23 protein-coding genes are annotated in these 25,749 nt (G+C 73.6%); 14 read left to right on the top strand and 9 right to left on the bottom strand.

Annotation, left to right across the window (positions count from 1 at the left end):
- Positions 1-91: 91 nt before the first annotated feature.
- From ACFV2S_RS27715 to ACFV2S_RS27700, 4 genes are all read left to right on the top strand, one after another.
- Positions 92-826 (top strand): YitT family protein, encoded by a 735-nt coding sequence (locus tag ACFV2S_RS27715; RefSeq protein WP_385564526.1) that lies wholly within the window; start codon positions 92-94, stop codon positions 824-826.
- On the top strand, positions 823-1,587 hold the full coding sequence (locus ACFV2S_RS27710; protein WP_385564523.1) for a glycerophosphodiester phosphodiesterase: 765 nt from the start codon (positions 823-825) through the stop codon (positions 1,585-1,587). Before ACFV2S_RS27715 ends, ACFV2S_RS27710 begins: the two co-directional genes overlap by 4 nt.
- 65 nt (positions 1,588-1,652) lie before the next feature.
- On the top strand, positions 1,653-3,023 hold the full coding sequence (locus ACFV2S_RS27705; RefSeq protein ID WP_385564520.1) for an MFS transporter: 1,371 nt from the start codon (positions 1,653-1,655) through the stop codon (positions 3,021-3,023).
- A 255-nt stretch (positions 3,024-3,278) separates the two neighbouring features.
- Complete coding sequence (locus tag ACFV2S_RS27700; RefSeq protein WP_015032218.1) at positions 3,279-3,653, top strand: RNA polymerase-binding protein RbpA; 375 nt, start codon at positions 3,279-3,281, stop codon at positions 3,651-3,653.
- Positions 3,654-3,935: 282 nt separating this feature from the next.
- On the opposite strand, the gene fxsA is transcribed toward ACFV2S_RS27700, so the two are convergent.
- From fxsA to ACFV2S_RS27680, 4 genes are all read right to left on the bottom strand, one after another.
- Entirely contained in the window at positions 3,936-4,529 is a 594-nt protein-coding gene (fxsA, locus tag ACFV2S_RS27695; protein WP_385564517.1) for an FxsA family membrane protein, read from the bottom strand.
- Positions 4,530-4,649: 120 nt separating this feature from the next.
- The gene (locus ACFV2S_RS27690; protein WP_385564514.1) at positions 4,650-5,426 is read right to left on the bottom strand and encodes a polyprenol monophosphomannose synthase; all 777 of its coding nucleotides are present in this window, start codon (positions 5,424-5,426) and stop codon (positions 4,650-4,652) included.
- A 490-nt stretch (positions 5,427-5,916) separates the two neighbouring features.
- Positions 5,917-7,554: an amidohydrolase gene (locus ACFV2S_RS27685; RefSeq protein ID WP_385564512.1), complete on the bottom strand. Its 1,638-nt coding sequence runs from the start codon at positions 7,552-7,554 to the stop codon at positions 5,917-5,919.
- 135 nt (positions 7,555-7,689) lie between these two features.
- Positions 7,690-8,130 carry an Lrp/AsnC family transcriptional regulator gene (locus ACFV2S_RS27680; RefSeq protein ID WP_024760806.1) on the bottom strand — a complete coding sequence of 147 codons (441 nt, stop codon included), beginning with the start codon at positions 8,128-8,130 and terminating at the stop codon, positions 7,690-7,692.
- 225 nt (positions 8,131-8,355) lie between these two features.
- Here ACFV2S_RS27680 and ACFV2S_RS27675 point away from each other — a divergent pair, with 225 nt between their 5' ends.
- Entirely contained in the window at positions 8,356-8,727 is a 372-nt protein-coding gene (locus ACFV2S_RS27675) for a hypothetical protein (protein WP_383789325.1), read from the top strand.
- A 9-nt stretch (positions 8,728-8,736) separates the two neighbouring features.
- Here the strand turns inward: ACFV2S_RS27675 and ACFV2S_RS27670 are convergent, their stop codons facing one another.
- The 4 genes from ACFV2S_RS27670 to ACFV2S_RS27655 form a co-directional block, all read right to left on the bottom strand.
- On the bottom strand, positions 8,737-9,828 hold the full coding sequence (locus ACFV2S_RS27670; protein ID WP_385564510.1) for a phosphotransferase family protein: 1,092 nt from the start codon (positions 9,826-9,828) through the stop codon (positions 8,737-8,739).
- A 10-nt stretch (positions 9,829-9,838) separates the two neighbouring features.
- Positions 9,839-10,900, bottom strand: coding sequence for a hypothetical protein (locus tag ACFV2S_RS27665; protein WP_385564620.1), 1,062 nt, complete (start codon positions 10,898-10,900; stop codon positions 9,839-9,841).
- Positions 10,901-11,484: 584 nt separating this feature from the next.
- Positions 11,485-12,672, bottom strand: coding sequence for an acyl-CoA dehydrogenase family protein (locus ACFV2S_RS27660; RefSeq protein ID WP_385564506.1), 1,188 nt, complete (start codon positions 12,670-12,672; stop codon positions 11,485-11,487).
- Between the two features lie 100 nt (positions 12,673-12,772).
- Positions 12,773-12,919, bottom strand: a complete 147-nt coding sequence (locus tag ACFV2S_RS27655; RefSeq protein WP_385564503.1) for an SCO1431 family membrane protein — start codon at positions 12,917-12,919, stop codon at positions 12,773-12,775.
- A 522-nt stretch (positions 12,920-13,441) separates the two neighbouring features.
- On the opposite strand from ACFV2S_RS27655, the gene ACFV2S_RS27650 reads away from it, so the two are divergent.
- The 9 genes from ACFV2S_RS27650 (at position 13,442) to ACFV2S_RS27610 (ending at position 25,114) form a co-directional block, all read left to right on the top strand.
- Entirely contained in the window at positions 13,442-14,392 is a 951-nt protein-coding gene (locus ACFV2S_RS27650; protein ID WP_385564500.1) for a S8 family serine peptidase, read from the top strand.
- Positions 14,373-15,005, top strand: a complete 633-nt coding sequence (locus ACFV2S_RS27645; RefSeq protein ID WP_385564498.1) for a GAF domain-containing protein — start codon at positions 14,373-14,375, stop codon at positions 15,003-15,005. The genes ACFV2S_RS27650 and ACFV2S_RS27645 overlap by 20 nt, the downstream gene beginning before the upstream one ends.
- 4 nt (positions 15,006-15,009) lie before the next feature.
- Positions 15,010-16,110 (top strand): radical SAM protein, encoded by a 1,101-nt coding sequence (locus ACFV2S_RS27640; RefSeq protein ID WP_385564495.1) that lies wholly within the window; start codon positions 15,010-15,012, stop codon positions 16,108-16,110.
- On the top strand, positions 16,085-17,119 hold the full coding sequence (locus ACFV2S_RS27635) for a radical SAM protein (protein ID WP_385564492.1): 1,035 nt from the start codon (positions 16,085-16,087) through the stop codon (positions 17,117-17,119). Before ACFV2S_RS27640 ends, ACFV2S_RS27635 begins: the two co-directional genes overlap by 26 nt.
- A gap of 2 nt (positions 17,120-17,121) precedes the next feature.
- Positions 17,122-17,820 (top strand): iron-containing redox enzyme family protein, encoded by a 699-nt coding sequence (locus ACFV2S_RS27630; RefSeq protein WP_383789351.1) that lies wholly within the window; start codon positions 17,122-17,124, stop codon positions 17,818-17,820.
- Positions 17,817-19,367 carry an MFS transporter gene (locus ACFV2S_RS27625; protein ID WP_385564488.1) on the top strand — a complete coding sequence of 517 codons (1,551 nt, stop codon included), beginning with the start codon at positions 17,817-17,819 and terminating at the stop codon, positions 19,365-19,367. Before ACFV2S_RS27630 ends, ACFV2S_RS27625 begins: the two co-directional genes overlap by 4 nt.
- Positions 19,368-19,494: 127 nt before the next feature.
- Complete coding sequence (locus ACFV2S_RS27620) at positions 19,495-22,617, top strand: AAA family ATPase (RefSeq protein ID WP_385564485.1); 3,123 nt, start codon at positions 19,495-19,497, stop codon at positions 22,615-22,617.
- Between the two features lie 64 nt (positions 22,618-22,681).
- Entirely contained in the window at positions 22,682-24,355 is a 1,674-nt protein-coding gene (locus tag ACFV2S_RS27615) for a B12-binding domain-containing radical SAM protein (protein WP_385564482.1), read from the top strand.
- A 72-nt stretch (positions 24,356-24,427) separates the two neighbouring features.
- Positions 24,428-25,114, top strand: coding sequence for a 2OG-Fe(II) oxygenase (locus ACFV2S_RS27610; protein WP_385564479.1), 687 nt, complete (start codon positions 24,428-24,430; stop codon positions 25,112-25,114).
- A 68-nt stretch (positions 25,115-25,182) separates the two neighbouring features.
- On the opposite strand, the gene ACFV2S_RS27605 is transcribed toward ACFV2S_RS27610, so the two are convergent.
- The gene (locus ACFV2S_RS27605; protein ID WP_385564476.1) at positions 25,183-25,656 is read right to left on the bottom strand and encodes a helix-turn-helix domain-containing protein; all 474 of its coding nucleotides are present in this window, start codon (positions 25,654-25,656) and stop codon (positions 25,183-25,185) included.
- Positions 25,657-25,749 lie beyond the last annotated feature (93 nt).

Below are 25,749 nucleotides of genomic sequence, written 5' to 3'. Positions count from 1 at the left end.
ACCTTCCTCGGATTGGCCATGGTTGGCACACGATCTCCCGCCACAGAGTGTCATGAGTCAGTCCACTACCACCACCTTGGGGGGCAGTCCCTTGTCCATCGCCTCCGGCCTCCACGGCCGGCACCTCACCCGTCGGCTGGTCCAGCTGTACGCCGGACTGACGCTGTACGGGGTCAGCTCGGCGCTGCTCGTGCGCAGCGGGCTCGGCCTGGAGCCCTGGGGCGTCCTCCACCAGGGTCTCGCCGAGAAGACCGGGCTGACCATCGGCGCGGTGTCGATCGTCGTCGGTGCGGTGGTGCTGCTCCTGTGGGTCCCGATCCGCCAGCGGCCGGGGCTCGGCACGGTCTCCAACGTGTTCGCGATCGGTCTGGCGATGGACGCCACCCTGGCGCTGGTCCCGGACGTCGACGGCCTGGTCCGGCAGGTGCCGCTGCTCGTGCTGGGCATCGCCCTCAACGGGGTGGCGACCGGTCTCTACATCGCGGCGCGGTTCGGACCCGGCCCGCGCGACGGCCTGATGACCGGTCTGCACCGGCTCACCGGCAGGTCCGTCCGGCTGGTGCGGACGGCGATCGAGGTCGTGGTGGTCGCCACCGGCTTCCTGCTGGGCGGCTCGGTCGGCGTCGGCACGGTCCTGTACGCGCTCGCGATCGGACCGCTGGCCCAGTTCTTCCTGCGCCGGTTCGAGATCCCGGAGCGCGCGGCGGACGACGCCGCGCCCGTCCCGGAGCCGGGCTCCGGCGGCGCCCCGCTCACCCCCGGGCCGGACTCCGTCCCCTCCTCGGTCGCCCCCGGGACACCGGAAGGCGCCATACTGCGGCCGTGACTCGCGTACGCCACCCCTACCTCGACCATCCCTCCCCCCTCGCCTTCGCCCATCGCGGCGGCACGGCGAACGGCCTGGAGAACACCGCCGAAGCCTTCCGCCGCGCCACCGCGGCGGGCTACCGCTACTTCGAGACCGACGTGCACACGACGTCCGACGGGGTGCTCGTCGCGTTCCACGACGCGACCCTCGACCGGGTGACGGACGCCTCGGGCCGGATCCGCGACCTGCCGTGGGCCGCGGTGCGGGAGGCCCGGGTGGCCGGGAAGGAGCCCCTGCCGCTCTTCGCGGACCTCCTGGAGGAGTTCCCCGAGGCCCGGTGGAACGTGGACCTCAAGGCCGAGCCGGCCCTCGGCCCGCTGGTCGACCTGATCCGCAGGACCGGCGCCTGGGACCGGATCTGCGTGGGCTCCTTCACCGAGTCCCGGGTGGCCAGGGCACAGCGCCTGGCCGGTCCGCGGCTCGCCACCTCGTACGGGGTGAGCGGAGTGGCCGGGCTGCGGCTGCGCTCCTGGGGGATCCCGGCGGCGCTGCGGGCCGGGGCAGTCGCGGCGCAGGTCCCGGAGCGCCAGGCGGGGATCCCGGTGGTGGACCGCCGGTTCGTGCGGGAGGCGCACGCGCGCGGGCTCCAGGTCCACGTCTGGACCGTGAACGATCCGGCCCGCATGAACTCTCTCCTCGACCTGGGGGTCGATGGCATCATGACCGATCATCTGGAGACGCTCCGCTCGGTCCTGACCGAGCGCGGCGCGTGGGTCTGAGCAGGCACGTCCCGCCTCCTGGGAGCGGCCACGAGGACCACGGGGACGAACGAGGGGGCGCGGCCTTGACCGCAGAGACCACCGAGCCGGAGGAGTACGCCGCCGGTCCCGCCGAGCGGCGGCGCGAGCAGCGGGGCTGGTACTTCTACGACTTCGCGTGCTCGGTGTACTCGACGAGCGTGCTGACCGTGTTCCTGGGGCCGTACCTGACCTCGGTGGCGCGGGCGGCGGCGGACGCCGAGGGCTTCGTGCACCCGCTGGGGATCCCGGTGCGGGCCGGGTCGCTCTTCGCGTACGCCGTGTCCGCCTCGATCGTGGTCGCGGTCCTCGCGATGCCCCTGGTGGGCGCCGCGGCCGACCGGAGCGGCCGGAAGAAGCCGCTGCTCGCGGCGGCGGCGTACGTGGGGGCCGCGGCCACGACGGGGATGTTCTTCCTCGACGGCGACCGCTACCTGCTCGGCGCCTTCCTGCTGATCGTGGCGAACGCCTCGCTGTCGGTGTCGATGGTGCTCTACAACGCCTATCTGCCGCAGATCGCGGAGCCCGACGAGCGGGACACGGTCTCCTCGCGCGGCTGGGCCTTCGGCTACACGTCGGGCGCGCTCGTCCTCGTCCTGAACCTGATCCTCTACTCGGGCCACGACTCCTTCGGCCTCACGGAGGGCGAGGCGGTCCGCGTCTGCCTGGCCACGGCCGGGGTGTGGTGGGGTGCCTTCACCGTGGTGCCGCTGCGGCGGCTGCGGGACCGGCAGATCCGCCCCGAAGGGGCCGGGAGGTCCGGTGAGGGGGCGGTGGGCAGCGGCTGGCGCCAGCTGCGGGCGACGCTGAAGGACATGCGCAGGCACCCGCTGACGCTCTCCTTCCTCCTCGCGTACCTGATCTACAACGACGGCGTGCAGACGGTGATCTCGCAGGCCTCGATCTACGGCTCCGAGGAGCTGGGCCTCGACCAGACGACGCTCATCACGGCGGTGCTGCTGGTCCAGGTGCTCGCGGTGGCGGGGGCCCTCGGGATGGGGCGACTCGCCCGGACGCACGGCGCCAAGCGGACGATTCTGGGATCCCTCGCCGTCTGGACGCTGATCCTGGCGGCGGGCTACTTCCTGCCGGCCGGGTCGCCGGTGTTCTTCTACTTCCTGGCGGCCGCGATCGGCCTGGTGCTGGGCGGCAGCCAGGCGCTGTCCCGCTCGCTGTTCTCGCATCTGGTGCCGCGCGGCAAGGAGGCGGAGTACTTCTCGGCGTACGAGATGAGCGACCGGGGGCTCAGCTGGCTGGGTCCGCTCGTGTTCGGTCTCGCGTATCAGCTGACCGGGAGCTACCGGGATGCCATCATCTCCCTGGTGATCTTCTTCGCCGTCGGCTTCGTCCTGCTCGCCCGGGTCCCGATCCGGCGTGCCGTGGAGGCCGCCGGAAACCCGATACCCGACCGTATTTAGACGTGGCGGTGAAAGGGCGGTAGTGTACGCGTTTGGCCTGCCAGGCGGACCGTTACTGCGTGCTGCTTTGGTGAAGACACCGGGTCACATCTGCCGCCAGATGTGACAAAACGGGCACTGGTGGGTACAACAAGGGGCGGCACGACGGGCGACGCATGACCCGGCACGGGAATCTTTACCGCCGACCGGACGTTGACCGGATAACGACGACAGCGACACCTGTCCTGTGGGCGACAAGCCCGGGAGGCACGATTCATGAGTGAGCGAGCTCTTCGCGGCACGCGCCTCGTGGTGACGAGCTACGAGACCGACCGCGGCATCGATCTGGCCCCGCGCCAGGCGGTGGAGTACGCATGCGAGAAGGGACATCGTTTTGAGATGCCCTTCTCGGTCGAGGCGGAGATTCCGCCGGAGTGGGAGTGCAAGGTCTGCGGAATCCAGGCACTCCTGGTGGACGGGGACGGACCTGAGGAGAAGAAGGGCAAGCCTGCGCGTACGCACTGGGACATGCTCATGGAGCGTCGCACCCGCGAGGAGTTGGAGGAGGTCCTCGCCGAAAGGCTGGCCGTCCTGCGTTCCGGCGCCATGAACATCGCCGTGCATCCGCGCGACAGCCGCAAGTCCGCCTAGCGGACCGCCGCGACAGCACAACGCCGAGGGGCCCGGTACACACCTCGTGTACCGGGCCCCTCGGCGTCGCCGTGCGCGCGACCGCGCTCCCCGCGCGCGGGAGGGCGACCGGCTCCCGGCACGCCCCGGGCCCCCCGCCCCCCCCCGCGCGGGGGGCCGGGGGGGGGGGGGGGTGGCGCGGCGGGGGGGGGGGCGGCGCGCCCGGCGGCCGCGCGGGGGGCGACGCGCGCCCCCGCGCGCGGCGCCCCCCGAGCGCGGGGGGGCCCCCCCCGGGGCGAAGGGTCAGGGCATCAGGGGCGGGCGGGGCTCGTCGGCCCTGCGCGGGCCCTGGGGCGCCTCCTCGCGGATCACCTCGCCCGGGACCACCTTCCCGTCCGGGCGGTGGATACGGGCCTGCTGGAAGGCGTCCTGGAGGCTGCCGGGAGGCGCGGCACTCATGCGGCGCTCCACGGCCTTCTCCGCGTACCGCCCGAGGAACGAACGGACCTGCGGGACGAGCAGGAGCAGGCCGGCCGCGTCGGAGAGCAGGCCCGGGATCATCAGGAGCAGGCCGCCGAGCATCAGGAAGCCGTTGCGGTCGTCCGCGCCGGCCCGGTCGGCGGGCGAGGGCGCCACGCCGGTCTGCGCGGCCGCCTGGGCCTGCTGGAAGGTCGAGGTGAGGTTGCGGAAGGCACGGCGGCCCGCCCGCTTGACGACGGCGGCGCCGAGTACGGCTCCGCCGACGAGCAGGGCGAGGACGGTGAGCCCGCCCGCCGCGTTCGCCACCACCGTGAGCAGCCAGATCTCCAGGACCAGCCAGGCGGCGACGCCGAGCGGAAGAAACGTGCGCGCGCGTGAGCGCTTCGGGGCGAGGGGAGGCGGTGCGCCGGTCGTCATGGTCCCCAGTGTGCCTGGCGCCCCGCCGGAACGTCGTAAAGGAGGGATCAGCGCGAAGGGCCCGGTGCGCGAGGCGTACCGGGCCCTTCGGAAGCCGCGTGGAACCGCGGGGGCGTGCGGTCAGGAGGACGTGCGGCCGAGCAGCTTGCCGACCTTCTGCGCCCGGGCCGTCAGACCCCAGCCGGTGACCCGCCACAGCGCCTCGACGACGATGTTGCGGCTCATCTTCGAGTCGCCGATCTCGCGCTCCACGAAGGTGATCGGGACCTCGACGACATGGAAGCCGGCGGCGACCGCGCGGCGGGCCAGGTCGACCTGGAAGCAGTAGCCGGCCGAGGCCACGTCCTCCAGGCCCAGGCCCTCCAGGGTCTCCTTGCGGAAGGCCCGGTAGCCGCCGGTGACGTCGCGGATCGGCACGTCGAGCATCACGCGCGAGTAGAGGCTGCCGCCCCGGGAGATGAACTCGCGGGACTTCGGCCAGTTCACGATCCGGCCGCCCGGCACCCAGCGGGAGCCGAGGACGAGGTCCGCGCCCTTGAGGGCGGTGAGCAGCCGCGGCAGTTCCTCGGGCTGGTGGGAGCCGTCGGCGTCCATCTCGACGAGGACGCCGTAACCCTGCTCGATGCCCCACCGGAAGCCGGCGAGGTAGGCGGCGCCGAGCCCCTCCTTGCCCTTGCGGTGCAGGACGTGCACGTGATCGTCCTCGGACGCGATCTCGTCCGCGAACTTGCCCGTGCCGTCAGGGCTGTTGTCGTCGGCGACGAGAACGTGCGCCTCGGGTACGGCCTCCCGCACCCGCGCGACGATCGGCTTGATGTTCTCCGCCTCGTTGTAGGTCGGAATGATCACCAAGGCCTTGCCGAGCGGGCCGTAACGCCTCTGGCCACCGTCGTTCACTACTGCCCCTTCGGATACATACGCAGGACCCCACCATAGCGAGGTCCCCGGAGTGCTCCGGCGCGGCGGGTCGAGTGGAAGGGGTGGCGGAGCGGGTCCACCGGGGCGCCCCGGGCGCCCGCGGCGCCCTCGAAGGGCCGCGACGTGCGGTGCGGGGCCCGTCGTCCTTCGGTCCGACCTGGGATCCGCTGGCTGCGGGTCGACCGAGAGCCGTTGTCTACTGAACGTCCGGGCCCCACCCGGGTCGCACCTACCGCCGGAGAAACCTTCCCTCGCGACCGAGGCGCGGGCGGCGTTCGGTCACGGCGTGGGGGTGCGGTCCGGTCGGACGTCCTGTGGTGGACGCCGTGAACCTACCCGCCCCTGGCGGGCGACTGTCAACACCCGCTTGACCTGCGCATACTCCTCAAAAGGCCAGGCCGGAGGGGAAGATCCGCAGGTCGGGGACAAGCGTGCGGGACCGTGGTGCGGGGTGCGAAATGTCCCCACATCACTCGTTCGGCCGTACGAACACCGTCTGTCCGTACACCACCGTGCGCAGACACACGGGGAGTTCGACACCGGGCGACAGATCGGGCAGACCGGGCGTTCCGGAACGGGGATCGGTGGACCAGCGGGCGACGCGGTCGTCGGGCGCCTGCACCACGAGCTCCTCGGTGCGCCAGACCGCGTAGTCGGCGGGGGCGCCGGGGACCAGGGTCCCCGCGTCGTCCCGGCCGACGGCCCGCCAGCCGCCCCGGGTGTGCGCGGTGAAGGCGGCGCGGGCGGAGATCCGGTGCTCGGGGGTCCGGTGGAAGGCGGCGGCCCGGACGGTTCCCCAGGGGTCGAGCGGGGTGACCGGGCTGTCGGAGCCGAAGGCCAGCGGCACACCGGCGCGCAGGAGCGCCGCGTACGGGTTGAGGGTGCGGGCGCGCTCGGCGCCGAGCCGGTCGGCGTACATGCCCTCCTCGCCGCCCCAGAGGGCGTCGAAGGCGGGCTGGACGGAGGCGGTGAGCCCCAGCTCGGCGAAGGCGGCGATCGTCTCCGGCGTGAGCATCTCGACGTGCTCGACGCGGTGCCGGGCGGCCCTGATCCGGGCCAGGCCGAGCTTCTCGGCGGCGGCCCGGACGCCCTCCACGACCGCGGACACGGCGGCGTCCCCGATGGCGTGGAAGCCGGCCTGGAGGCCCGCCTCGGTGCAGGCGACGACGTGCAGGGCGACGGCGGCCGCGTCCAGGTGCGCGGAACCGCTGTGCCCGGCCTGATCGGCGTACGGCTCGTGGAGGCAGGCCGTGTGGGAGCCGAGCGAGCCGTCGGCGAACAGGTCGCCGGCCGCGCCGAGGGCGCCCAGGGCCCGCGCCCGCTCGACGTCGAGGTCGGCCCAGTAGCCGACGACGCGGGGCCCGGACTCCTCGCGCGCGAGGTCCAGGAGCCCGGTGAAGTCCTCCTCGGAGGAGATCTGCGGTCCGCCGCACTCGTGGAGGGTGCCGATGCCGAGGGAGGCCGCGTGGGCGCGGGCGGCGCGCTGCGCCTCGGTGCGCTGGCGCGGCGAGACGGCGCCGAAGGCGGCCGCGCGCACGGCGTGGTGCGCGTCGCCGGTGAGGGGCTGCCGGCCGTCGTGGAAGCCGTCCAGGTCGCGGACGCCGGGCACGAGGTCGAGCAGGGCGGTGGTGACGACGGCCGAGTGGACGTCGATCCGGGTCAGGTAGAGCGGACGGCCGCCGGTGAGTCCGTCGAGCTCCTCGCGGGTGAGCGGGCGGCGCTCGGGCCAGCGGGCGGCGTCCCAGCCGTGGCCGATGAGGATGCGGTCCTCGGGGCGGGCGGCGGCATGGGCCCGGACCAGCTCCGCGGCCTCGGCGAGCGAGGCGGCGGAGGACAGGTCGAGACCGGTGAGCGCGAACCCGGTCGCGGTGGTGTGCACGTGCGCGTCGACGAACGCCGGGGTGACGAGCGCGCCCTCCAGGTCGACCACCTCGTCCACGCCGGACGCGAAGGCGTCGGCCGCGCCCTCCGAGCCCACCCAGGCCACGTGACCGCGCTCCACCACCATGGCGGTGGCGAAGGGGTCGGCGGGGCTGTGGACTTCTCCCCCGCGCAGCAGCACGGTGCGGTGTCCGGCGGGAGACTCGGGCGGCATGGACTCACTCATGCCCCCAGGCTAGGACCTGCCGGGACCCGGTTTGTCCGGCAGGTCCCCCGTCGGGGCGTGCGGCGGGCCCGGCGCCGGGAGCGGCGGCGCGTGTCCGGCCCCCGCCCGGCAGGTCCCCCGAGCGGGCCGGGCGCGTCAGATGCGCGGCGGCCTGGCCTCGTACGGCGTGGACAGGACGACGGTCGTGCGGCTGGACACACCGGCCTGGGAGCGGATGCGGCTCAGCAGGTGCTCCAGCTCCAGCGGGGTGGCGACGCGGACCTTGAGGATGTAGTTCTCCTCGCCCGCGACGCTGTGGCAGGCCTCGATCTCGGGGATGTCGGCGAGCCGGTCGGGGGTGTCGTCGGGGGCGCTGGGGTCGAAGGGTTTGACCGAGATGAACGCGGTGAGCGGAAGGCCCACGGCCTCCGGGTCGACGACGGCGGCGTAGCCGCGGATGACACCCCGCTGCTCCAGGCGGCGGACGCGCTGATGCACCGCCGACGTGGACAGGCCCGTGGCCTTGCCCAGGTCGGTGTAGCTCATCCGCCCGTCCTTGACGAGCAACTCCACGATCTGACGATCCAGCTCCTCCATGCGGTGACCCTATGACCCCGGGGGGACCGGGGCACAGCCGGGGCGGACCCGTATGGGGCGCTATGGGCTGTCACGGGGCACCTGCGACAGGCATGTGACGAACGCCACAGGTTTGCACCGGGCCCGGGTCACCGCCTCACGGTTATGCGGAGTTCCGTATGGGAAGTGCTTGCTGTGGTCGAGGCCGCACAGATCCGGCCGACCCACCCGAGGGGGAGATTCCCAATGCAGGAGCCTGTTGATTCGGTCGACACGTCCGACGAGCTCGACGCGTACGACACCTTTGAGATGTTCCGGGTCGTCTGCCCGGAGTGCGTGCAGCCCATCGCGCTGCTCGCGGACGAGGACGCGCTGCCGGAGCACGCGCTCTGCCCGACGCCGTGGAACCCCTTCGTCCTGACGGTCTGCTCCGGCACGGGCCTCGCCGCTTCCGAGGCCCGCCCCGCCGACGAGGACGTCCTGGGGGTCCAGGAGCAGGACACCGCGCTGCTCCTGACGCTCCCCCAGGGGCTCGACTGGCGCACGCAGCCCTTCTCGCACGTCGGCGGTCCGGGCTCGCGTCCGATCCGGGTGCCGCAGATGCGGCGCGCGGCCTGAGGCCTGCCGCTACCAGTAGCCTCCCCGCACCATCGCCGCGAGCGTGGCGTGGTGCAGGATCAGACCGTCCGGGTCACCGGGCACCTCGACCTCGCCGAAGTGGGCCTGCCGGTACGCGATCCTGAGCATCACGATCGCGTGCCGCAGCGCCGCGTAGAGCGTGTGGAACTCCATGTCGCGCGGGGTGTGCCCGGTCAGTTCCGCGTACCGCCGTTCGACCGCGTCGCGGCGCAGGAAGTCCGGGAGTCCGGGCTGCCCGAAGCCGACGGTCAGGTCCTGGAAGAAGCGGTGCAGGTAGACCGTCCAGCCGAGGTCGACCTCGCGGGGGACGTACGCCGCCATCTCCCAGTCGAGGACGGCGGCGGGCGTGAATCCGTCGTAGACGATGTTCCCGATGCGGGCGTCGCCCCAGCCGAGCACGGCCGGTCCCTCGTCGGCCGGCCAGTGCTCCTCCAGCCACGCGAAGGCCGACTCGATGAGCGGCGAGGGCGCGAGACCCTCCACCACCCAGGCGTAGTAGGCGCGTTGGGCGTCGACGTGGCGGCGCAGCGGGCTCCCGGCGCCTTCGGGCAGCAGGAACTCGGCCTCCTTCGCCGGGAACTGGTCGTGCAGTCGCGCCAGTACGGAGACGGACTCGGCCTCCAGGCGGGCACGTTCGGCGTCGGTGGCGGCGTGCAGCCAGTTCCCCTCGTACGTGTAGGGCATGACGTCCGGCGGGACGCGGCCCTCGGCGCGGGCCATCACGAAGAAGGGGGCGCCGAGCGGTTCCGGATCCTCCTCCAGCCAGAGCACCCGTGGCACGGGCACGTCGGTGTGCTCGCCCACGAGCCGCATCACCCGGTGCTGACGGGCCATGTCGTAGACGGGGAAGACGCTGTACGCGGCGGGGTCGGCCGCGAGCCGCAGGGCGCAGCCGCGCACGGGGGCGTCCGGGTGGTCGATGTCGAAGAGCAGCGTCTCGCTGGACATGCCGTTGGAGCCGGGAACGGCGAGGCCGGAGACCCCGGCTCCGGGCAGGTGCCGGTCCAGCCAGGCGGTGAGCCGCCGGCCGAGCTCCTCGGGGTCACGGGTGGTGGTGCGGGGGCGCGGCGCGGTGGCCAAGGGACGCTCCTCAGATCGCGGTCGACGTGTGGTCGGCGAAGCCACTGGGGTCGTGGCGGCCGAAGGAGCCGTGCTCGAAGATGCCGTAGCCGGTGCGGCCGTCGAGGGTGAAGCGGGCCGCGTGGTCGGTGACCCCGTAGGCCGCCATGGGATGGGCGGCGGGGTCCGAGAGGTCGTAGACGCGGCGGTCGGTCCAGCCGCGGCCCTGCCAGGTGCCGTGCTGCCAGTCGGTGGCGGGCGGATAGCCGGCGCCGACGGCGAGCGGGGAGGAGGCCAGGATCTCGACGCCGATCTCCAGCGGCTTCCCGGCCGGGTCGGTGAGGTGCACGGTGGCCCGCTCGGGGTGGCGGGTGCCGGGGCGGTACGCGATCTCGGTGCGGGGCCAGCCGAGCTGGGCGTCGCGCCGGCCGTTCCGTACGAGGAGGGCCTCGTTGAGGGTGCGGTAGCCGTCGGCGTCCTCCTGGGCGATGACCATGAGGAAGCGGTCGTCGAAGCGCATCGGGATCCAGAGCCAGTGGAAGCCCTCGGGGCGGAACTCGGCGGCGCGGCCGGGTTCCTCGCCGGGGATCGGACGGACGCCCCAGCTGCGGTCGCGGGTGCCGGTCCACTCCCCCGCCGTGACGGTGAACTCCTCGCCGCCGGCCCGGACGATGCCCGCGCAGTGCCCGGCCTGGACGAAGCGCCGGCCTTCGAGGGTGAGGCGCCCGCCGTGGCGCTGGGTGTGGTGGGGCTCCCAGACGGCGGGGAAGTCGCCGGTCCAGGTGAGGTCGAAGGACAGCCCGTCGGGGTCTTCGGGGTCGGCCGCGCAGTGCAGGGAGAGCCGGGTGAGGGGTTCGTCGACGGTGATGGTCAGCGGGCCGACGGAGAGGTTCGTCCGGTCGTCGCCGAGGGCGTCGGAGGCCCGGACGGCGTGCAACCGGTCGCCGGTGCGCAGGGTGGCGTAGGCGTCGACGACCCCGGCGTTGGGGTAGACCCCGAGGCCGGCGATGAGCAGGGCGCGCCCGCTGTGGTCGAAGACGTGGAAGATGCACCGGTCGTAGGCGTTGCGGTCGCCGCTGACGTGGTGCTTCATCGAGAGCGGTGCCTGGTGCACGGGGTATTCGTCGAGTGCGACGGGCCGGTCGTCGTCCACGGCTGACCTCCTGATCGGCAAAGGAGATCTGACGGTACGTCAGTTTCTCTTCGGGAGGCCAGACTCGTGCAGCGGGTACCGGACGAACTGCCGCTCGAATCCCCTCGGCGGTGACCCGGGCCGCCCGGGGCGCGTTGGTCCGGGCATGACCACGCTGTACACCACTCCCAGCGGTTACGGTCGGCACCGACAGGCCGAGCCGCACGGTGAAGAATCGGTTCCGCAGGCGATGCCGACGGTGACGACGCCGCCACCGGTGACGGCACCCGCACCCGTCCCGGCGGCCGTCACCGCCCCCGCCCCCGTGCCTGCGCCCGTACCGGTACCGGTACCGGTCCCCGTACCCCCACAGGCGCAGGTCCAGGCACAGCCACAGGTGAGGCCGCCCGTCTCCGCCGACCCGCCGATCTACCGGGACGTGCTCTCGCTCTGGGCCAGCCAGGGACGCACCCTGCCCGGCCGCCGCGACCAGGAGTGGACGCGGCTGGCGGCAGGACCGGTCTGGGTCGACCGGACCGTGCGGGTCAGCGGGACTCTGGTCCGACCAGGTGACGGGCGATGACCACGCGCTGGATCTGATTGGTCCCCTCGACGATCTGGAGCATCTTCGCCTCGCGCAGGTACCGCTCGACGGGGAAGTCCGCCGTGTAGCCGTAGCCGCCCAGCACCTGCACCGCGTCCGTCGTGACCCGCATGGCGGCGTCCGTGCAGAACAGCTTGGCCATCGCGGCGCACCGCCCGAAGGGCCGGCCCTCGTCCCGGAGCCGTGCCGCCTCCAGGTACAGCGCCCGGCCCGCCTCGACCTGGGTCGCCATGTCGGCGAGCAGGAAGCGGAGCCCCTGGAAGTCGGCGATCGGCCGGCCGAACTGGCGGCGCTCACGCGCGTACCCGACGGCCTCGTCCAGGGCCGCCCGGGCCAGGCCCACGGCGCAGGCGGCGATGCCGAGCCGCCCCGAGTCCAGAGCGTCGAGCGCGATCGCGAAGCCCTGCCCCTCCGCCCCGAGACGGCGGTCGTCGGAGACCCGCACCCCGTCGAAGTGGAGCTGCGCGGTGGGCGAGCCCTTCATGCCCATCTTGCGCTCGGGAGGCGCGGCGCTCAGCCCCGGCGCGTCCCCCGGCACCAGGAACGCCGTGATGCCGCGCGCGCCGGAACCGCCCGTGCGCGCCATGACCGTGCAGAAGTCCGCGATCCCGCCGTGGGTGATCCAGGCCTTCGTCCCGTCGATCACCCAGTCCCCCTCCGCCTCCCCCTCCCCTTCCCGGACGGCTCGGGTCCGCAGGGCCGCCGCGTCGGATCCGGCGGAGGGCTCGGAGAGGCAGTACGCGCCGAGGAGCCCGCCGCCCAGCATCGCGGGCAGGTGCGCGGCCCGCTGCTCGTCGGTGCCGAAGCCCGCGAGCGCGTGGCAGGACAGGGTGTGGACGCTCGCTCCGAGCCCGACGGTGAGCCGGGCGGCGGCGAGCTCCTCCAGGACCTGGAGGTAGACCTCGTAGGGCTGGCCGCCCCCGCCGTACTCGGGGGCGTACGGCAGTCCGAGCAGCCCGGAGCGGGAGAGCAGCGCGAAGAGCGCGCGGGGGAAGCGGCCGGCGGCCTCCTCCTCCGCGGCGTGCGGGGCGATCTCCCGGCGGGCGATGTCACGCACGAGGGAGAGCAGCTCCCGGGCCTCTTCGGTGGGCAGCCGGCGCTCCACGCCGTCCGCGGTGCTGTCGGCCATGACGGGACGCTCCTCCCTGCCGGGCGCGCGCGGGGCGCGGCGATCGGAGGGAGTATGCCCGTTCCGTACCCCCAGATCACACGGTTCCCGGGGTCTCGCCTCACATGAGGCCCGCCCGAGTGACGAGGACGGCGAGCAGCACGACCAGGGTCCAGCCGAGGACGTGCTCCAGGATCTCGGGTCCGTCCTCGCGGGGACCGCCCGTCCGGGCGCGGGCGAGGAGGCGGGAAGAGGTGGCTGAGGTCATGGCGACCACCTTGCGCCACGGGGGCGCCCCCGGGGTAGAGACGTCGGTCACGTCCCCCGGGCCCGCCGCGCCGCCCCAGCGGACCCCGAGGGCCTCCAGGGCCTTGCGCCGCGCGGCCGGGGCCGGTCGGGGAAGCAGAGGCGACGGACCCCGGCTGTGCCGGACGCCACGGTCCGCTCGCGCTGCACCGCCCAGTGCGGAGCCGGATGCACTCCCGCGGCGGACCTCCGCCCGCGTACAGGGTTCCCCCTCCCTCCGCGCAAGCCGACGGCCGGCGCAGAGAACTGTCAGTTTCCGCGCCGCGAGGGGCAGGACCAGCCGGAACGCACCCCAGACAACTGGGATGTCCGAGGGCCCGGGAGCTCGGACAGAATCGGTCCGCGGCACCGCTCAGCCGTTCGACAGCGGGCGGTCCGGCCGGTCCGACGGGTCGGTGTCGCGCCATCCGAGAGAGCCACGAGTGACCGGAAGGCTCCATTGACCACTCAAGCGTTTCGTCGAGCAACGATCCGATTCGCCCACATGAACGCCGGGGAACGCGTCGACCGGTCGTCCGTCGCGGCCTCCACGGCGGTGGACCGGGAATGGGCCTGGGGCGGGTCGCGCGGTGCGGGGATCCGGATCTGCGTCATCGACAGCGGAGTCACGCCGGACCATCCCGAGATCGGGCCCCTGGAGGGGTCGTACGCGGTGGAACGCGTCGAACAGGACGCCGCGGGCGACGGCCGGCCGAGCTACCGGATCGTCCCGGACGACCAGGGCGACGCCGCCGGTCACGGCACGGCGTGCGCGGCGATCATCCGGCGGATCGCGCCGGACGCGAGCCTGACCAGCGTCCGCATCCTGGGCCCGCGGCTCGCGGGCGACGGCAACATGCTCCTGGCCGCCCTGCGCTGGGCGGTGGCGGAGCGCTTCCACGTCGTCAACCTCAGCCTCTCCTCGCGCAAGGGCGACTTCAAGGCCTCCCTGCACGACATCGCGGACGAGGCGTACTTCAACCGGGTGGCGATCGTGGCCTCGGCGCACAACAGCCCGGTCCGCAGCTACCCCTGGATCTTCCCCTCGGTCATCTCCGTCGGGTCGCACGAGATCGCCGACGCGGAGCGCATCGAGGTCAGTCCGCAGCCCCCGGTCGAATTCTTCGCGGCCGGTGTCGGAATCGAGGTCCCCTGGATGGACGGCGGCCGATCGTTCCTCTCCGGGAACAGCTTCGCGACGCCCCATGTCACCGGATTCGTGGCCCGCATCCTCGGAAAGCATCCGCGTCTTCCCGTGAGCGAGGTCAAGCACGTGCTCGCCTCCCTGTCGGACAACTTCACCGACGCGTCAGACCCACCCCGCTCCCCCACTCCTGTCACCGCTTCCGCCGTACCGGACGCGGCCGATGGGCCCGCCCGGTCCGACGTGCCCGTCCCGTCCACCCCGTCCACCCCGTCCGCCGAAGGAGCCGGCCATGACGAATCCGGCGCATGACGCCCCTCTCAGCGGCCCGCCGCTGTCCCGGCGCGACGAGGTGTTGCGCTCGACCGTCCGGCTGGCCCGGCTTGTCTTCGGCGCTCCCGCCTCGTCGGTCTTCCTGCACGACGCGGCGGGCGGGGCCCTCGTCCTGGAGGCGATCTCCGACCCCCGGGAGGACAGCCTGGTGGGCTGGAGCATCCCCGACTACAGCGGCATAGCCGGTTGGGTCTTCCAAAGCGGGGAGGCGGTGATCGCCGACAACCTCGACAACCACCCGCAGTTCAACCGGGACTTCGCGGCCTCCACCGGCCGGGTGCCGAAGGCCATCATCGCCGCGCCCCTGGACACCGACGGGTCCGTCTTCGGCGTCCTGGAGGTGCTCGACCCGGTGCTGGGCCCGCGCAGCACGACCTCCGGCCTGGAGCTGGTCTCCGAACTGGCGCGCCAGTGCGCGGCGGCCCTGGCGCTGGCGGGCCCGCGGCCCGGCCCCGCCGGACGGCACGCGGCGGCCGCCGAACGGCTGACCACCCTGGTGGCCGACCTCGCCAGCACCGACGACCCGCACGCCGCGCGGACGCTCGCCTCTCTCGAGGAGATCGCCAGCGCCCTGTCATCGAGAAGGGGGTGATCCCGTGCACCTGCTGGAAATCGGCGCCATCCGCAACAAGCCCGCCGCCGGCCTCTATCTGGCCCTGACCCGCCGCTGCCCGCTGTCGTGCGCCCACTGCTCCACCGACTCCTCCAGTACCAGCGAACAGCATCCCGAGACGCCGTTCCGCCGGCTCGTGGAGTCCTTCGACCGCGAGACCCGGCCGGACCTGCTGCTGATGTCCGGCGGTGAGGCGCTGCTGCGGGCCGCGCTCGTCGCCGACCTCGCGCGCACCGCCCGGTCCGTGGGCTCCCGCTCGTACGTCCTGTCGGGCATGTGGTTCGCCCGGGAGAACAGGCGGCTGCCCGCCCCGGTGTCCGCGGCGATCCGCGAGGTGGACCACTTCGCGGCCAGCCTCGACGAGTTCCACGAGCGCGAGGTGAGCCGGGCCGACGTGTTCCGGGCGATGCACCGCATTCGCGAGCTGGTGCCGCAGGTGAGCTTCCAGCTCACCGGGCGGGGGGACGACGATCCCTACCTCCAGGGCCTGATCGACGACGTCCGCCGCGAGTTCGACGACCAGGTACCCATCCTGGTGGGCACCCTGAGTCCGATCGGCCGCGGCCGCCAGCTCGGCGGGCTGACCCCCACGCCCACCTCCGGCGTCCCGGTCGCGCCCGTCGACCCGTGCGACCGGATCACCTGGCCGCTGGTCACCTACGACGGCACCGTCTACGCCTGCTGCAACCAGGACCTGGTGGAGCGGCGCATGCCGGAGCACCTGATCCTCGGCCACGCGTCCCGCGAGTCGTGGCCCGAACTGCGCGAGAAGTTCCTGCGCCGGGAGCTGTACCGGGCGCTGCGCGTGCTCGGCCCCAGCTTCGTGGCCGCCCGGTTCTCGGACGGACCCTGCGACAAGGGCATGTGCGGCAACTGCGTCGCGCTGTCCGGCGACGCCGCGGCCGAGGCGCGGGTGACGGAGTACCTGCGCAGCGACTCCGGGCGGCAGGTGGAGGCCGCCGCCCGCCGCATGGTCGAGCAGGTGGACGGGACCGCCTTCTCGGACCGCCGCTCCAGCCGCTACGGCGGCCTGGTGTCCCTGGGATGGGAGGCGGACCGTGAACAGCCGTCCTACGCGCGCTGACACCGGGGCGGCCCGCGGCCGCCCCACGCTGGCGGACACCGAGGCGATGCGCCGGCGTCGCGGTGAGTCGGTCCTGCTGTACATCACCGACCAGTGCCCGGTCGGCTGCGCGCACTGCTCGGTGGACGCCCGCGCGGACGGCGGCAGGGTCGCCGACTGGGAGGTGTTCCACGACGTCGTCGCCGGCATCGTCGCCCTGCCCGGCCTGCGGTCGGTGGCGGTCTCCGGCGGCGAGCCCTTCGCCGAGCAGCGGGCGCTGCCGTACGCGATCGGGGCGTTCGCCGACGCCGGGCTCGAGACCGTCGTCTTCACCAGCGGGTACTGGGCGCGCGAGAGCGGCTCCGCGCCCGGCTGGGTGGAGCGGCTGCTGCCGCGGATCTCCACGCTCTTCCTGAGCACGGACGGCTTCCACCAGGGCGGTGTGTCGACCAACCGTTTCGTCGGCGCGCTGCGCGCGGCGCACCGGGCCGGCTGCCGCATCGTCGTCCAGGAACTCGACACGGGCGACGGCGCGCGGGTGGCCGAGGAGCTGCTGGCGGAGGCGCTCGGCCCGCGGTGGGCCGACGAGGCCGAGACCAAGCTCATCACCCCCCTGCGGTACGGGCGGGGCTCGGGGGTCTTCGCCATCCGGAGCCGGCACGAGGTGGGGGCGTTGGCGGCGTGCACCCTGCTCGGCTCGCCCACGGTCCGCTACGACGGGGTGGTGATCCCCTGCTGCAACGAGGGGCTGATCACCGGTCACGGGCCGGCCGCGCTGCGTGCCCCGACCCGGCGGCCCGAGGGCGTGGCGCAGGCGCTGACCGGGTTCCGGGACGATCCGCTGCTGCGGCTGGTGGGGCGCCTGGGCCCGGGGGCGGCGGCCGACCTGCCCGGCTTCGAGGCCCTGCGCGAGGAACGCTTCGAGAACGTCTGCGGCGGTTGCTGGAAGGCGTACGACATCGCCGGCCGCCCGGGGCGTGCCGCGGATTCCGTGACAGCACTCGGCGTGGCCCTGAGGGAAGGCGGTTGACGGTGGAGGAGCAGACGAGGTCGCAGGCGCTGCGCCACAAGATCGGGCTGCTGATGCCGGCGGTGGACGCCGCGTCCCGGCAGATGTGGACCCATCCGCACAGCGATCAGGTGTACCTGGAGTGGCTCAGGACGCTGCACGGGACGATCCGGGCCACGGTGCCGCTGATGCTGGCGGCCGTCGAGCAGTGCACGGTCCGTCAGGGCGACCCGGTGGCCGATCTGGTGGGCCGCTACCTGGCCAAGCACATCCGTGAGGAGTACGGGCACGACCAGTGGGTGGCCGACGACTACGCGGTGGCCGGGGGTGATCCCGAGACGCTGCGCACGGCGCTGCCGGGGGCGGCCGTCGCCTCGCTGGTCGGCTCGCAGTACTACTGGCTGCGCCACGCGCATCCGGTGGCGCTCGTGGGGCACATCGCGGTCCTGGAGGGCAACCCGCCCGGGCCCGGGCTCGCCGGGGACCTGGCGGTCCGGACCGGACTGCCGGAGGCGTCGTTCCGCACCATCGCCCGGCACGCCCAGCTGGACGTGCAGCACCGCGACGACGTGCACCGGCTGATCGACCGGCTGCCGCTCGACCCGGCGCAGGAGGAGCTGCTCGGGGTGAGCGCCCTGCACTCCCTGAGGGGGTTGATCGAGGTGATGGAGGACGTGCTCGGCCGGGTCCACCGGCGCTCCCCGGTGGCCGTCGCCGGATGAGCCGCGTGCGGACTCCGGGCCCGCTGGCGGGCCGCGACTTCCGGCTGCTGTACACCAGCGCGGTGGTCTCCGGTCTGGGCGACTGGCTGGACCAGGTCGCACTGCTGGTGCTGGTCACCACGGTCTGGCACGGCGGCGCGGGCGATCTGGCGCTGGTGGTGGCCGCGAGCATGCTGCCGCTCCTCGCGACCCCGTTCCTGGCGGTGCTGGTGGACCGCCGGCCGTCGCGCCGGGTGCTGATCCTCACCGATCTCCTCCAGGCGGGGCTCACCCTGGGCCTGGTGGTCGCCCCCGGGGTGTACTGGGCGGCCGGTCTTGTGCTGGTCCGTTCGGCGCTGGGCTCGGTCGGCGGGCTCGCGGGCCAGATCCAGTTGCGGGTCTCGGTGCCGCCCGACGGCGTCCAGGCCGCCACCGTGCTGCTCCAGACGGCGATGCAGTCGGTGAAGATCCTCGGGCCCGCGCTCGGTGGTCTGCTGGTCGCCTTCATGTCGCCCCGGGCGGTGTTCGCGGCCAACGCGTGCACGTTCCTCGTCGGGGTGATCGCCGCCCGTGCCCTGCGCACCACGTCGTCGCCGTCCCCGAATGCAGATCTGCATTATTTCAAAGAACTTGGGGAAGGGTTCCAGCACGTTTTCGGATCACGTCTCCTGCGCTCTCTCCTTTTCGTCATGTGCAGCCTGATGTTCGTGGTCTTCCTCTACGACTCCATGGCCGCCCTGATCGTGCCGGCGCTCGGAATGGGCGCCTCCTACATCGGCTACATGGTGTCCGCCGTCGGATTGGGCGGGGTCACGGGTTCGCTGCTCATGGGCCGTTTCGCAGCGCGCCTTCGACCCTTCGCCACCATGGCGGGGTCGGTCCTGGTGATCGGTTGCATCATCGTCGCCATAGGACTCGCCATTTCTCATGAAATGCGTATTGACTCCACCGTCTGGCTGTGTGTAATTTTCCTTCTGGGAATCGCAAGCGCCGGAATTCTGGTCACTTTTCCCAGCGTCGTCCATTCCGAGACTCCGATCGAACTGACCGGCCGGGTGTGGGCGCTCATGAATTCCGTGCCGGCCGTACTGAACGTACTGGCCCCCATGCTGGCGGCAGCCCTGGTCGTGTGGATCGGGCTCGGAAGCCTGCTGCTGCTGGCGGGCGCCGCCCTGCTGCTCACCGCTGTCGTGGTCGCCGTCCGGCTCGGCGGCGTACGGCCCACCGCTCCGCCGTCCGGCGCGGACGACGGCGCCGGCCCGGCCGAGGAGCCGACCTCCGGCCCGGCCCCCCTGAACTCCGGTGCGCCGCACCGGGAAACCAGCGGCCCGTACGGGAAACCCGCGGGCTCGTCAACCGAGGAGATCACCATGGCAGACAAGATCGACAAGCTGGCCCAGGCCGGTTTCTCCCTGAACGACGCCAACGACGCCCAGCAGGCGGTCCTCAAGTCCCTCACCGAGGACGAGATCGACGTCCTGCTGAGCGTCAAGTCCCGGGTCGAGGCCGCGGGTTCGGACGTGGAGGGCCACTCGCTCTCCGACCCCAGCGGCGGCTACCTCTGGTAGTGCCGGCCCTCGTCAGGGGATCGGCCCCGGACCGGTGACGTCTGGGCCGTAGCCAACACCGGGTGGTTCACGACGGGGCAAGCGTCGTGAACCACCCGGTTGCCGCTCAGAGAACGGGGAGGACAGCATGAGCAAGCCCACCGGTCCCATCGTAGCCACCGCGAGCCGGTGCACCGGCTGCGGTGTGGACAACCCGTCGGCGGCCCGCTTCTGCATGGCCTGCGGGGTGGAGATCGGCCCCGCGCCCGCCCTTCCCGCCAGCGGCCTGCGCTTCGTCTCCGTCGTCTTCTGCGACGTGGTCGGCTCCACCGGGCTCGCCACCTCCCTCGAACCCGACCGGTGGGCGGCCGTCCTGGACGGCTACTTCTCCCTCGTCGGCTCCCTGGTGGAGGGGTACGGCGGCAAGGTGGAGAAGTTCATCGGCGACGCCGTCGTCGCCGTGTTCGGCGTCGAGGGGAACGGCGAGTCGGCCGCCGCCACCGCCGTCTCCGCCGCCACCGCCATCGCGCAACGCACCGGAGAGTACGCGCGGGGCCTGGGCGAGCTCCTGCTGGGCGACTTCCCGGTGCGGTGCGCGGTCGCCTCCGGTCATGTCGCGGTCAGCGGGCGGACGTCGAGCTTCGTCATCGGCTCGGTGCTCAACCGGGCCGCCCGGCTCCAGGGGCACGCCCCCGACGACGGGGTGATCGTGGACCTGGCCACCCGGCTCCAGTTGCAGGACCACGTCCCGCTGCGGGCGGTCGAGCCGATCACCGCCAAGGGCTTCGCCCAATCCGTCCCGGCCTGGATCGTCGGCCCGGCCGGCACCAGGGCCCCCGGCACGGGCACCGTCGGGAGGACCGGCCTGGTCGGCGAGCTGGCCGCCCGTATCGACGCGGCCGCCGCCGCCACCGGACCGACCCTGATCCGCGTCGAAGGCCCCTCCGGAGTGGGCAAGTCCCGGCTGGTCACCGAAGCGCTCGACCGCTGCACCGGCCTGGCCACAGCCGTCCTGCGCTGCCCGCCCGCCGGGACCGGACTCGACCTGCTGGCCTGCTGCCTGTTCCTGGAGGAGGTCGAGAACGCCGCACGGCAGGGCCACGACAGGGTGGACGTGACGGTGCAGCTGACCGGCGCCTCCACGCGCGCCGAGCAGGCCCTGGCCCAGGACCGCGGCGAGCTGGGCCGCGCGCTCACCGCGGCACTGGACCGCCTGCGGGGCACGCGGCCCCTGCTCCTGGTGGTCGAGCACAGCGAGTGGACCCCCGGGGCACTGGCGGACCTCCTCGACGAGCTGACCGCCGCACCGGGGCGGCCGGTCGTGGTGCTGCTGGTCGGGGTCTCGGCCCCCGAGGCGCTGGCCGGCCGGGGCGACCACCGGCTCACCGTGCCGCCCCTCGAACGGCCCGACGCGCGGCGGCTGGCCCACCGGCTGCTCACCGCGCAGCACGACCCGGCCGCCGCCGACCGCTCCCGGTCCACCGGCACCGGGGCCCCAGGGTCTGCCCCGGCCCCCGCCCCGCTTCCCTCTCCCGACTCCGCCGCCGAGGAGATCGCCTCACGGGCCGGCGGCATCCCCCGGTACATCGAGCAGATGGTCGTCCTCAGCCGCTTCGCCCAGCCCGGCGACGACTGGGCGCCACCCAGCGCGCACGCCGCGCTCGGTGCCCGGCTGGACCGGCTGGACACCGACGCACGGGAACTTCTGGTGCTGCTCGCCGCCGCCGGCCGGGACCTGTCCCTGGAAGACCTGGCCGCCCTGATGGACCCCGACCGGGTTGCCACGGCCGCGGCCTGCCTCCTCGAAGCCGGTCTCGTGGAGTCCGCCGACGCCCACAAGGGCCGCCTGGCCCCGGCCTTTCCGGTCGTGGCCGAGGTGGCACTGCGGCGCCTGACGCTCTCCGAGACCGCCGACGTGCACGGCAGGCTCGCGCGCTCCCTGGAACCGGTGGCCGAAAGGCGCCCCGCTGTAGCCGAGTTGCTGGCGGGACACTGGGAGGCGGCGCACACCGCGCTGCGCGGGGTGGAGCCCGGCTCCGACCGGACGGCCCGGGCCGCCGAGTCCGCCGTGACCGCCTTCGGCGTCGCCGCCCGCTTCGCCCTCTCCCGCGGGCGGCCCGAGCTGGTGCCGGCCCTCACCGGACGCGCCCGCGCACTGGCGGAGGCGGACCCCGCCCGGGGCCACGACCTGGACGTCCTGGAGGCGTACGCCCTCGGCACCCAGGGAATGCCGCAGGCCGCCCTCGCACGCGTCGAGCGCGTGCTGGCGGCCCCGGACCGGGCCACCCCTGCCGCCCGGATCCACGCCCGCCTCAACTCGCTGTACTCCCGCACCTACCTGACCGGCGACGCGCCCGCCGTACCGGACGATCCGCACTACCTCGCCGCGGTCGCCTCCCCGGAGCCCGAGGCCCGGGTCGGGGCCCACCTGTACGCCGGGCTCCAGTCCCTGCGGGCGGGCGACCACCCCGCAGCCGAGCGGGCACTGCGCTCCGCGCTGCGCTCGGCCGACGGCGCCGGGACCTGCCTGGGCCTGACCGAGGTCTACGCCAACCTGGCGATGGCCCTGGTCAACGGCGACACCCCGGTCCCCGCCGCGCTCGCCGACTGCGAGCGGCTGCATCAGGAGGTCGCCGGCTCCCGGCTGCTGAGCTCGGCCACCGGCGTCGCGCTGGCGCTGGTGCGGCACATGTCCGGCGACCGGGCGGCGGCCGACTCCGCGATGGACGAGGCCGAGGAGGTGCTGCGCGACCTGGGCCAGGGCACCGGGGCCGCGACCATCGCGGGCTGGCGCGCCGTCCTGGCGGCCCGCTCCGGCGACTGGGGTGCCGCGGCCGGCTGGTGGACCGCCCAGGGTGACCGCTGCGCCGCCCTCGGCATGGCACGCCAGGCCTCGCTGTCACGCCTCCAGGCCGAGCTGGCCCGGGAGGCCTCCGGTGAAGGACGGTCCGGCGGCGCGGGGGGCGGGCCCGCGCTCGACGAGGTGGTCCTTCCGCCCCCCGAGGCCTGGGCGGAGTACACCGTCGCCCTGCAGGCCCGCGCCGTACGGGCGCTGCGGGCCGGCGAACCGGAAACGGCCGCGACGCACCTGGACGCAGTGGTCCGCCATCTGGGCACGGTGCGCGGCAGCGGCGCGGTGATCACACCGCTGCTCTTCAGCGCCGTCCTCGCCCGCCGCACCGGCCTCCCGGTGGCCGGACGGGCGTTGACCGCGCTCCGGCGGGCGATCGAAGCGAAACAGGACCTGGGGGTGCGCGCCCCGCAGGCATAGCGGTCCGCACCGCCCCACCGCACGACCCGTCCCCCGCGAGGGAACTCCGAGAAAGCAGCCGCCCGTGCGTGTCCTCCTGCTCTACGCCAACCCCCACCAGGTCCTGCCCGTCGGCCCGTACGGACTGGAGATCCTGCGGGCCGCCGTCACCGAGAGCGGACTTCCGGTCGAGGTGTCCGTCTGCAATCCGTTCCTGGAGTCGCTCGACCACATCGGCCTGCTGACCGAGGTGCTCGACCGGACCCGGCCCGACCTCGTCGCGCTGTCGATCCGCAACATCGACAACGCCGTGGTCGCCTGCGACACGGCGGCCGGCGCGGACGGGCGGTGGATCGACGTGGTGGACTACCTGGCGCCCATCGCCGAACTGACCGCGACGCTGCGCGCCTGGGACCCCGGGCTGCCGGTGGTGGCGGGCGGCGCGGCGTTCACCTCCTGCCCGGTGGAGGTGATGGACCGGCTCGGACTGGACTTCGGTCTCGCCGGTCCCGGTGAGACCGCGTTCACCGCCCTGCTGGAGCACCTGGTCGCCGACGGCGGCGCACGGGGCGTGCGGCAGGTGGTCGCCGAGACGCTGTCCACGCTCCCCGGCGGTCTGGTGCGCGCCGCCGGCGGAGCCCTGGGGCCCGGCCCGCGGCCGCGGCCCGACGTGGTGTCCCGGCCCACCACCGCGCTGCCGCGGATCGCACCGGAGTACGTGCTGTTCGCCAAGGCCCGGGGCATCCCCACCGCGCTGCGCAGCCACGCGGGCTGTCCGCTGCGCTGCTCGTACTGCGTCGATCCGCTGAACGTCGGCAGGGTGGACGCCCGCCCCGCACGGGCGGTCGCCGCCGAGGCGGAACACTACGTCGAGCGGTACGGGCTGACCCACTTCCATCTGGCCGCCCCCGAGGTCAACCTCCCCTACGAAGGGGCGCTGATCGAGGTGTGCGAGGCACTGGCCGCAAGCCGGCACGGCGAAGTGATGAGCTGGCACGGCTACTTCAACGTCAGGCCGTTCTCCGAGCGGCTGATGGACGCCCTGATCCGGTCCCGCTGCGTGCGCCCGAGCTTCTCGGTGGACGCCTTCGACGACCGGATGCTGCGCGGGCACCACAAGAACTACCGGATGTCCGACGTCGAGGACACCTTCGGTCTGCTGCTGCGGCGACGGCCGGAGTGGATGGACGTCCAGATCGGGGTGCTGTTCGGCCAGCCCGGCGAGACGGCCGCCACCCTGGAGAACGCGATCCGCCACATCCGCCGACTGGCCGACCGGGGCGTGTCGGTGGGCTACTCCTGCGGGCTTCGGGTGTACCCGCACACCCCGCTGGCACGGACCCCGCTCGATCCCCGGCACCTGTACCGGGCGGGCGGGCCGCTCTCCCCGACCCGTGCGGCCGGACCCCGTACCGTCTCCGCGGCCGACCTGCTGACGCCGCTGGTGTACTGCGAGCCGATGCCGCCCCGGGAGCTGGCGGCCCACCTCGCCGAACGGCTGTCCGACTGCCCCGGAGTGACCTTCATCGACGAGGGGCCGGTGAAGGAGGCCCGGCAGCCGGAGTGGCTGCGTCCCCTGAACGTGGCCACCGTGCACCTCGCGCACGGGCGTTCGGGACCGGCGGCCGAGATGCTGCGGCTGGTGCTGGGCTCGGGCGACATGCGGGCGGCGGGCATGACGCAGCGACTGCTCCAGGAGGCGGCGGCGCGGCTGCCCGTCCCGGTGGGCGCCGGGGGCCTCCGCACCGCCCTGGCCTGACCGGGCCGGCCCCGCCCTCGCACCCGCGCCCCTCCCCCGCCGCACCGCCTTCCCCGTCCCCGGAGGACACCCATGGAACTGACCTGGAGCACGGACGACTTCGCCGTCTTCGACGACTTCCTCGCCCCCGAGGCCGCAGCCGCCCTGTGGGAGGGGCTGCGCAGCGAGGACTACCACTTCGTACACGGACGCCGGGACGGGTCGTGGAACAAGGTCTACGGACTGCTGGACGGCAGCCCCCTCAGCGGGCCCGGCACGCTGAACGACCCGGAGGGCCACTTCGCGGGACGCGTCGCCGACCACGCTCCGTACCCGTCCGGCGGGCCGACCGACGCCGTGGTGAAGCAACTGGCCGAGGAGGCGACCCGCATCGAGCCGTGGACCGGGCGGTTCGGAACGGACTGGCACGCCTCCACCTGCCGCCCCTTCCTCTACCCGCAGGGCTCCGGACTGGCCTGGCACGACGACTCCGGCGACCGGGCCGCCTCGTTCGTGTTCTACGCGCACCCCGAGTGGCAGGCGTCCTGGGGCGCCGAACTGCTCGTCTCCGGCGGAACGCCCGGGGCGCGGCCCGCCGACCACGACGCCCACCTCACCTCGCGGGTCGGACACTACGTCGCCCCGCGCCCCAACCGGCTGGTCGTCCTGAGGTCGGGCGTACCCCACATGATCAAGAAGGTCGAACCGCACGCCGGGGACCGGGTCCGGGGCTCCGTCGCGGGCTTCTTCCTGCGCCGCCCCGCCGGTCGGCCGCAGTGACCGGGGCCGCCCCGGCACCCGCCCGCCCACCGTCCGGAGGGACCGTCCCGCACCCGTGCGGTGGGCCCTCAGGGCAGGTCGCCACAGGGCTCTGTCGCGGGCGGGGCCTCCGCCGCCCGGGCACGCCGGGCGGCCGCCTCACGGACGGCGATCACGTCGATGAGGTCGCTGACGGTGCCGAGCGCCTCGGAGGAGAGCCCCACCGCACGCAGGGCCACACTGCGCACCCCGGCGTCCCGCAGGGCGCCGAGGAGTTCGATCTCCGCGGCGATCTTCGCACCGTGCTCGTCGTCGAAGAAGTAGGCGACCGGGACCTCGAAGTGGTGGGCCAGGGCCTCCAGATGGCGTTTGGTCGGGTTGTTCCTGCGCCCGGTGCGCAACTGCCACAGGTACGTGGTCGAGAAGGACACCCCCGTGGCCTCCCGGCACGCGGCGGCGACCTCCTCGTTGCTGAACGGCAGGCCGTCGGGCCTGCGCGCGAGCCGGAAGAGTCCGTCGATCCTCCGGCTCAGTGCCGACGGCGTGGGTTCCGTTTCGGCCACCGCCTACTCCCTTCTGCCGCCGTCCGCCAGTACGCCTACCCGCACAGGCGCATGCAAATCCGTTGATTTTCACTGTAGTTGACACCCCCGAAG

The organism is Streptomyces sp. NPDC059695, from assembly GCF_042733785.1.
In the GTDB taxonomy this organism is placed as follows: domain Bacteria; phylum Actinomycetota; class Actinomycetes; order Streptomycetales; family Streptomycetaceae; genus Streptomyces.
The sequence above is the reverse complement of the archived record's forward strand: the minus strand, read 5'-3'. Positions and strand labels throughout refer to the sequence as shown.

Coding starts and splice junctions, on each gene's coding strand:
- ACFV2S_RS27700 (WP_015032218.1), top strand. CDS start 3,279: ATGAGTGAGCGAGCTCTTCGCGGCACGCGCCTCGTGGTGACGAGCTAC.
- fxsA (WP_385564517.1), bottom strand. CDS start 4,529: ATGACGACCGGCGCACCGCCTCCCCTCGCCCCGAAGCGCTCACGCGCG.
- ACFV2S_RS27685 (WP_385564512.1), bottom strand. CDS start 7,554: ATGAGTGAGTCCATGCCGCCCGAGTCTCCCGCCGGACACCGCACCGTG.
- ACFV2S_RS27680 (WP_024760806.1), bottom strand. CDS start 8,130: ATGGAGGAGCTGGATCGTCAGATCGTGGAGTTGCTCGTCAAGGACGGG.
- ACFV2S_RS27675 (WP_383789325.1), top strand. CDS start 8,356: ATGCAGGAGCCTGTTGATTCGGTCGACACGTCCGACGAGCTCGACGCG.
- ACFV2S_RS27665 (WP_385564620.1), bottom strand. CDS start 10,900: ATGAAGCACCACGTCAGCGGCGACCGCAACGCCTACGACCGGTGCATC.
- ACFV2S_RS27660 (WP_385564506.1), bottom strand. CDS start 12,672: ATGGCCGACAGCACCGCGGACGGCGTGGAGCGCCGGCTGCCCACCGAA.
- ACFV2S_RS27655 (WP_385564503.1), bottom strand. CDS start 12,919: ATGACCTCAGCCACCTCTTCCCGCCTCCTCGCCCGCGCCCGGACGGGC.
- ACFV2S_RS27650 (WP_385564500.1), top strand. CDS start 13,442: ATGAACGCCGGGGAACGCGTCGACCGGTCGTCCGTCGCGGCCTCCACG.
- ACFV2S_RS27645 (WP_385564498.1), top strand. CDS start 14,373: ATGACGAATCCGGCGCATGACGCCCCTCTCAGCGGCCCGCCGCTGTCC.
- ACFV2S_RS27625 (WP_385564488.1), top strand. CDS start 17,817: ATGAGCCGCGTGCGGACTCCGGGCCCGCTGGCGGGCCGCGACTTCCGG.
- ACFV2S_RS27620 (WP_385564485.1), top strand. CDS start 19,495: ATGAGCAAGCCCACCGGTCCCATCGTAGCCACCGCGAGCCGGTGCACC.
- ACFV2S_RS27610 (WP_385564479.1), top strand. CDS start 24,428: ATGGAACTGACCTGGAGCACGGACGACTTCGCCGTCTTCGACGACTTC.